Annotated in this window: 4 protein-coding genes; all 4 read left to right on the top strand. The window is 43.9% G+C overall.

Annotation, left to right across the window (positions count from 1 at the left end):
* The first annotated feature begins 257 nt into the window (after window positions 1–257).
* The 4 genes from DFR58_RS21265 (at window position 258) to DFR58_RS21250 (ending at window position 7,586) form a co-directional block, all read left to right on the top strand.
* The gene (locus DFR58_RS21265) at window positions 258–1,394 is read left to right on the top strand and encodes a glycerol dehydrogenase (protein WP_114300439.1); all 1,137 of its coding nucleotides are present in this window, start codon (window positions 258–260) and stop codon (window positions 1,392–1,394) included.
* A 1-nt stretch (window position 1,395) separates the two neighbouring features.
* On the top strand, window positions 1,396–3,162 hold the full coding sequence (gene dhaK, locus DFR58_RS21260) for a dihydroxyacetone kinase subunit DhaK (RefSeq protein WP_114300437.1): 1,767 nt from the start codon (window positions 1,396–1,398) through the stop codon (window positions 3,160–3,162).
* Window positions 3,163–3,289: 127 nt separating this feature from the next.
* Window positions 3,290–5,428: an alpha/beta hydrolase family protein gene (locus DFR58_RS21255; RefSeq protein WP_114300435.1), complete on the top strand. Its 2,139-nt coding sequence runs from the start codon at window positions 3,290–3,292 to the stop codon at window positions 5,426–5,428.
* A gap of 316 nt (window positions 5,429–5,744) precedes the next feature.
* Window positions 5,745–7,586, top strand: a complete 1,842-nt coding sequence (locus DFR58_RS21250; RefSeq protein ID WP_114300433.1) for an alpha/beta hydrolase family protein — start codon at window positions 5,745–5,747, stop codon at window positions 7,584–7,586.
* The last annotated feature ends 289 nt before the right edge of the window (window positions 7,587–7,875 follow it).

Raw genomic sequence — 7,875 nt, 5'->3', positions numbered from 1 at the left:
TGCTCTCGGCATAATCATCACCTCAGAATATATTGCTTTATGAGATATATTATACCTCCTTTGTGTAATAATTGTCAAGAACAAATGTTCTAAAAGCAGGAGCGTCCCCTACAAAATTATACTATTTTAAACTAAGAATGACAAGATATTACGATTGCGGATTACAACATCCTGTCATTACTTTTCTACATGTGTGTACAGGAATGTTGATATAATTCAGTTATAGGTAAATAAAATGCGAATTGGAGGGTTTTACTGTGAGAAAAGCATTTATTAGCCCAAGCAAGTATGTGCAGGGGGAAGACGAACTTCTGAACCTGGGGTATTTCGTTAATTTATTTGGTAAAACAGCACTGCTTATAGCTCATTCGGATGATGTTTCAAGAGTCAAAGACAAGCTGGATAGTACGAAAAGGAAGTTTGGGATCGAATTTGTCGAGAGCGGTTTTAGAGGGGAATGCTCGCGTCAGGAGGTTGCGCGGTTAAAGGAGCTGGCAAAGGACAAATCCTGTGCTTGCACAATAGGCTTAGGCGGAGGTAAAGCCATCGATACAGCAAAATGTGTAGCGGAGGGCGAAGCGCTTATTATCGTTCCTACAATAGCAGCAACGGATGCGCCAACAAGTCATTCGGCTGTTTTATACACTGAAGACGGTGCGTTTGACGATTATGCTTACTTCAAGCAGAGCCCAAGTGTCGTTCTTATCGATACATCTGTTATTGCCAATGCACCTGTCAGATTTCTTGTATCCGGTATGGGCGACGCACTTTCCACTTATTTTGAGGCAAGAGCAACATCGAATTCTTATTCCAATGTCAATGCAGGACTGCCATGCGGATACCGTGAGGGTGTCTGCGGTGAAGCAAAAGGGACAAATACTGCACTTGCACTTGCGGCTTTGTGCTATCAGACACTTATGAAGGACGGGTTAAAAGCAAAAATTTCATGCGAAAACAAATGTGTGACGCAGGCACTTGAAAATATTGTTGAAGCAAATATCCTTCTTTCGGGCTTGGGCTTTGAAAGCGGAGGCCTTGGCGGAGCACATGCAATCCATGACGGGCTTACCATACTGGAAGGTACTCATAAATATTATCATGGTGAAAAGGTCGCGTTTGGAACATTGGCACAGCTTGTGCTTGAAAATGCACCTATGAGTGAAATAAATGAAGTTTTGAATTTCTGCTTGGAAGTAGGATTGCCTGTATGCCTTTCCGATATCGGAGTTGACCGGTTATCACAGGAGGATCTGATGGCAGTGGCCGCAAAAGCATGTATTCCGGAAGAATCCATACATGCTATGCCTTTTCCGATAACGGTTGAGTCTGTGGCTGCAGCAATAAAGACTGCAGACACGATTGGAAGCAATCATAAGAAGAATCGAGGGGTTTAGCATGAAGAAGATAATAAACAGGCCGGAAACGGTTGTAATAGAAATGTGCAACGGCATAGCTTCAGCTCATCCGGAACTGGAGTTTATAGCTAAGTATAAGGTTATCAAGAAGAAACAAGTAAATGCTGATAAGGTTACTTTGATTAGTGGCGGAGGAAGTGGTCATGAGCCTGCTCATGCAGGGTTTGTAGGAAAAGGTATGCTAGATGCGGCGGTTTGTGGAGATATCTTTGCCTCTCCGTCTCAAATTCAGGTGTATCAGGCTATTAAGGCTACAGCAAGTGAAAAAGGAACACTGCTTATTATAAAAAACTACAGCGGAGATATGATGAATTTCAAAAATGCTGCTTATCTCGCAGGTGAAGACGGTATTCAGGTTGATTACATCAAGGTAGAGGACGATATTGCTGTGCAGGACAGCTTGTATACAGTTGGAAGGCGTGGGGTTGCAGGTACTGTGCTTGTCCATAAAATCGCCGGAGCAATTGCGGAGCAGGGGAAAAGCTTGCAGGAGGTCAAGGAAGCAGCACAGAAGGCTGCCCGGAATGTACGCAGCATCGGCTTTGCGTTAAGCTCCTGTACAGTACCTGCAAAGGGCACACCAACCTTTGATATTGGCGAAGACGAGATGGAGTATGGTGTTGGTATTCACGGAGAGCCGGGAAGAAAAAGAGAAAAGATTATTTCCGCAGATGAGCTGGCACATAGAATGGTAGAGGCGCTTCTGGAGGATTTACAGATGGTGGAAGGCTCAAAAGAAGAAGTTGCATTACTGATTAACGGTTTTGGAGGAACTCCACTGCAGGAGCTGTACCTTTTGAACAATGCAGTAACAAGAGAGCTGTCCCAGAAGAATATTAAAATCAATAGGACATTTGTAGGAAATTATATGACAAGTATCGACATGCTGGGTGCATCTGTTTCAATCATGAAGCTGGACGAGCAATTAAAAGAGCTTCTTTCCTGCAAGAGCAGCGCCCCGGCATTTAAAGTGGATGGACCGGTAGAATGGGTTCAGTACGTGGATTTGACGGCAATAAGTGAGGAAGCAAGGGAAGCTTCCTATAAGGTCCAGACAAATGAAGCTTATGCAATCATACAAGATAATAAAATATCCGTTAATAATATGATCTATATTGTAGATCAAATGAGTGAATGTATTATAAGAAATGAAATTCCGTTCTGCGAATTGGACTCACACGCCGGCGACGGAGATTTTGGAATGAGTGTTGCCAAAGGCTTTAAGCAGTTGAAAAGAGAGTGGAAGGAAATTATAGAAAACAATACACAATCCATAGGAAGCTTTTTGGGCGCATGTTCTTTGGTGATTATGCAATATTGCGGAGGTGCTTCGGGCCCCATTTGGGGGTCTGCCTTCAGGGCGGCCGGAAAATATGCCGAGGGAAAGCAGAAGCTCTCAATCAAGGATTTTGCGGAAATGCTGCAAATGGCGGTTAAAGGTATTCAAAATACAGGAGAATATTCTTTTGGCAGAGGTGCAGTGGTGGGAGATAAGACTTTGATTGATGCTTTGGTTCCTTGTGCTGATTCATGGACTGAAAGTTCCGGAAGTAATGCAGATATTAAGACCGCGTTTATAAATGGCGCAAGAGCTGCAGTGGCTGGCGCAAAAGCAACCGAAAATATTGTGGCGAGAATGGGAAGGGCTGGAAGCGTGGGAGAAAGAAGTCTGGGCCACCCTGATGCCGGGGCTTATGCTTTGGGGGTAATCTTCACCGAAATATGTGAAAGCATAAGGGTAATTTAGCATGAAGAGGTGCAGTCAGGCATATTTAAGGCAATTGCTCTCTGCGTGGCATGTGCTGTACACCGCTGTAAAAAGCTTTTTGTTCCTAAATTTTCTGAAATATGAAGATAGATAAGGAGGAAAGTAAATGATAAAATCGGGAAAGCACAATCTGTTTGATTTGAAGACGGCTGATGGATGCAGGCGTCTACTGTCTCTATTCATTGTAGCAATTCTTGTGTTCAGCTTCTTTGCAGCGCTGATTTCTTCTGACGGCGGGAAAGTAAAGGTTTCCCGCTTGACGATTGATGCCCGGGGTGCTGAGTTAAATATTGACCAATATGTTCCTGCCGGTATATCAGACTCTGACAAGCTACCCTGCGTGCTGCTGGCACACGGCAGAGGCGCAACTAAGAATGTACTCCGCGGTATCGCGGAGGAGCTTGCTCGCCGTGGCTTCGTGGTGCTCAATGTCAGCGCCTACGGTATGGGGCTTAGCGAACAGCCTGTCAGTGACGATGGGGGACAGGGAGCTGAAAAATTTATGTTCTTTGCCGGCCCTTTCGGTGAGCTGGATGCACTCAACTTTGCGCGTACCCTGCACTATGTGGACCCAACCAGAATTGCTATGTACGGGCACTCAATGGGAAGCAACCGCATCGCGACAGCTGCCATCGCGGATAGCGGCTACTACACTTTCAACGATATAATGATAAATGAATTAGTAAATACATTCGGACAGAGCTTATCCAGGGATGAAATCTCAAAAAATGCTGACGATCTTGCCGCCGCCCGCCTCAGCGCGGAACAGCTCGCCTACTACAAAATTGTCCGCGCTGACAGGAAGGCTGTATATGACACTCGCTTGAACACGATTGTACTTACCGGAAGTACAAGTGCCCCAAAAGCTGATAGTGTATTGGTCGGCGGCTATAAGGTGATGAGGGAATGCCAGGTCAATGTGATATTAATCAACGGCAAGTACGATGCCTTAGGGCCCGGTACTACATGGAATATTGACGGAACCACTCAAAAAAGCGTATTCGGTGGTGTAAAGATTGGAAACTGGTACCAGGTAGACAAGGAAAATTCTGAATACACAAGCATAGGCTCACTGGAGGATACTACTATTTTGAATTCGCAGGCTCTCGCCTCAGCCATCAGTCTCCGGAGCTCACGCATCGCCTGCTATTCCAACACATCCCATTCTGAACAGTATTTTTCCAATGAAAATAATACTTATTTGGTCAAAACACTGTCTCAGACACTTAACTATAACCGAGGCAATCTGACGGATTCGACTACACAGCCTCTTGATCCAAGCAGCAACATATGGCTGCTTCGCGCTTTCTGCAACTTGATTTCCATGGTATGCATGCTTGGTATGATGTTCCCGATCATAGGGCTTCTAACCAAGACGAGGTTCTTTGCTCCGTGCATAGCAGAGCAGTATGAGAGCAAGTCTGGTGGTGTCAATAGGACTGCATATTGGATCTTTTCAGGACTCACTGTAGTATTTACAATCCTGGCTCTATATAAAGCGAATACCTTGGGACCGACTTGGGCAAGCGGAGCACATAAATTTCCGCCTAATATTTTTAAGCTCGTCACTACCAGTGCTATTGCCGACTGGTTCATTATCATGATTTCAATTTCTTCCCTGATCATACTCATCGGCAAGGTGCTTGTCTCAAAGAAGTCTACAGGTGAGTCAGGTCTGCGTGAAATGAATATAAAAATGAAGTTTACTGTTTTTCTCAAAATGCTGCTGATCGGTATTATTGTGATTGCCTCAGCCAACGCCATGCTGGTTATCATCGAGCGCCTGTTCAATCAGGACTTCCGTTTCTTCCAGACGATGTTCTCCGATATGAAGATAAAACAGTGGGTAGATGCCATACCATATATGATCGTATTTTTTGTAATGTTTTTTGTTATCAGCCTTTCGATCAATCACAGTACCCGGACTAACATTTCTGAGCGCAAGGAGATGTTCCTTACTATCATCATCAATTCCATCGGTGTTTGGTTGCTGTTCATAATAAGCCAATTGATGACGATAAATTGGAATGGCGTACCTTTTAGCGATTTTACACTGTCCTACTCAATGCTGTTCTTCGTTCCCCTGACGGTATTTATCAACCGCAAGGTGTACAAAATGACTCGCAGCGTTTGGCTTGGGGCTTTGATTAACGCCATGCTGCTGTCGTGGATATTGGTTTGCAGTACGGGTACGGCGGATGGTTACTACGGCCAGAATTTATTGGATATTATCTTCGGTATCTGATTCCTGATAGAAAAATTGGCACTTGTGTAATGCTCGCTAGAAAAAGGTGGAAAACATTTCGTAAAAACGCTTGGTAATCAACTGATCTTTGAGCCTTTGACAAATGAAAATCATCCTTTTATAGCACTGTAGCTTAATCTGGTAGACATACATAAGTTCTCCCTCCGGTTTCCGGTGTTAGTGTTTGGTTACATTTACATTAATAAATCAATCGGAGAGAAAATTTATATTAATCACCAGGCAGAGCCCAATAAAATAAACGGGCTCGGGCATTTTGTAAATGCCTGTATAATTTATAAAATTAGGAGGAGATTAAATGGATATTATTAAAAAGAGGGCGCAAAAGTGGTTATGTATAGCAATAGCTCTTATGCTGATAAGCATGGTAGGCGCTTCTTTGGTTCAGACCTCCGGAGGTTCAGTCACAATAAAAGACCTGCGCTGGGAGACAACAATCGGTTACCAGATGAGCGGCCTGTTATTTGTGCCGCATGGGGTTTCAGAGAAAAACAAGGCTCCTGCGATCGTAGTCAGCCACGGTATGTTCAACAACCGAGAAATGCAGGATGCGAATTATGTAGAGCTGTCCCGACGTGGCTATGTCGTCCTGTCGATGGATATGTTTTCGCACGGTAATTCTGAAAATGTCCCAAACATAGGTGTCCTGACAACCGGTATGTATGAGGCGGTCAAAATGCTGGCTACTCTCAATTATATAGATACGGAGCGCATTGGTATCACAGGACATTCTCTTGGAGGCATGTCGAGCAATGCTGCAATCGCACAAGATAATGCGGCCCCTAAAAGGCTTATTTCCGCAGTCCTTCTGAACTGTGCCGACGCCACATATGCAGATGCAAAAACCAAGGAATTTACAGATGTTTACGGCAGCCGCAACGCAGGGATTGTAGCTGCACAGTATGATGAATTCTTCATGCGCGATGTGGATCAAAATGGAAATCCAACCTCCTCTAAGGATTACATTAAATATTCAAATGCCCAATCTTTCCTTCATTTCGGCATAGATCCCAAAGAAAGCGATAATCGCGTTGCCGATACAATATACCGTCAAACCATAGACGGAAAGGAAGCGATACGTGTAATATACAACCCTCCCATTACTCATCCGTGGTCGCATTTCTCCGAGCGTTCTACATCTGCGACAATCGAATTTTTCAATGCCGCTTTAGGCTCGCCGAATTCAATTCCTGCAGGCAGCCAGGTATGGCAGGTTAAGGAGTTGTTCAATTTAATAGGACTTATAGGATTTACAATGTTTGTTTTATGTCTTGCAGTTCTTATGTTGTTCACTCCATTTTTCTCCTCGCTTCGCTCAAACGAGGTTGTTTCTGTCAGAGATGCCACGCACGGAGGGAAATCCTGGTTTTGGGGCATGCTTTCTGCAACTGCAGCTTTTGGGGCCTTAACATATGTCCCGGTTCTGACACACGTTAAGTCATTTACAATGAACAAAGACCCATGGCCTCAAAGCTCTCCGTATGGAATCAGTGTTTGGGCACTGCTGTGCGGGCTGTTTACGATACTGCTGCTGGTACTCTTCTATTATCTGTATGGCAGGAAAAACGGATTTAATCTTGCAGAGCGCGGAGTCAGAATGCCGTTGAACAAAATTTGGAGGACTGTTGTGCTGTCTATAGTTGTTATAGCTATATCTTACTCCTGTGTCTTCTTTGCGGATTATTTCTTCAAAACGGATTTCAGGTTATGGGTTCTCGCTGTAAAAGCGTTCGGGCCTGATAAGATATTAGTTTCCATATTCCCGTATGCAGTCTTCTTCCTTATCTTCTATATTGCGAATTCCGTTGCTGTCAATAGCTTCAACTTCATCAGGATCGGTTCAAAAGAAGGCAAGCAGAACGAATGGGTCAACACTGCAATACTTGCCTTGTTCAATACTCTGCCGATAGTAATTCTCCTGTTGCTTCAATATATCGATAAGTTCAGCACCGGTTTTCTGCTTTTCGACAATGCCAGAATGCAAATCGTTTGGACCTTCCCGTTGTTGGTTATTCTTCCAGTTACGGCAATACTGTCGCGGAAGATTTACCGCATTACCAACAATCCATATCTGCCAGGTATAATAAACGGTATAATTGTTACTTTGGTTGCATGTTCAAATACATTAACCTGGGGGTAATACCTCAGGGAGATATTCATGAAAACAGCGGGTGTACTGTGAGTACACCCGCTGTTTTTTGGGGACGCTCCTGTTTTTTATAGCGTGAAACGCTCTATTTTTTTATGTGCATGTAGCAGTCATTTTTTTAAGTTTGTATCCGTCTGATTTCACACATAGCACATAGCAAGACACAGCAAAAAGACCTTGTCTCCTAAAGCAAGCAAGGCCCGGCAAAAGCTTATATAATTCCTTGAAGCTCACAAATAACATGAGCACAAATTAATTAAATCCGTTATATTTTTTATAC

This window comes from Anaerobacterium chartisolvens, from assembly GCF_003337415.1.
Taxonomy (GTDB): Bacteria; Bacillota; Clostridia; order Acetivibrionales; family DSM-27016; genus Anaerobacterium; species Anaerobacterium chartisolvens.
This window is presented reverse-complemented; position numbering and strand designations above follow the sequence as displayed.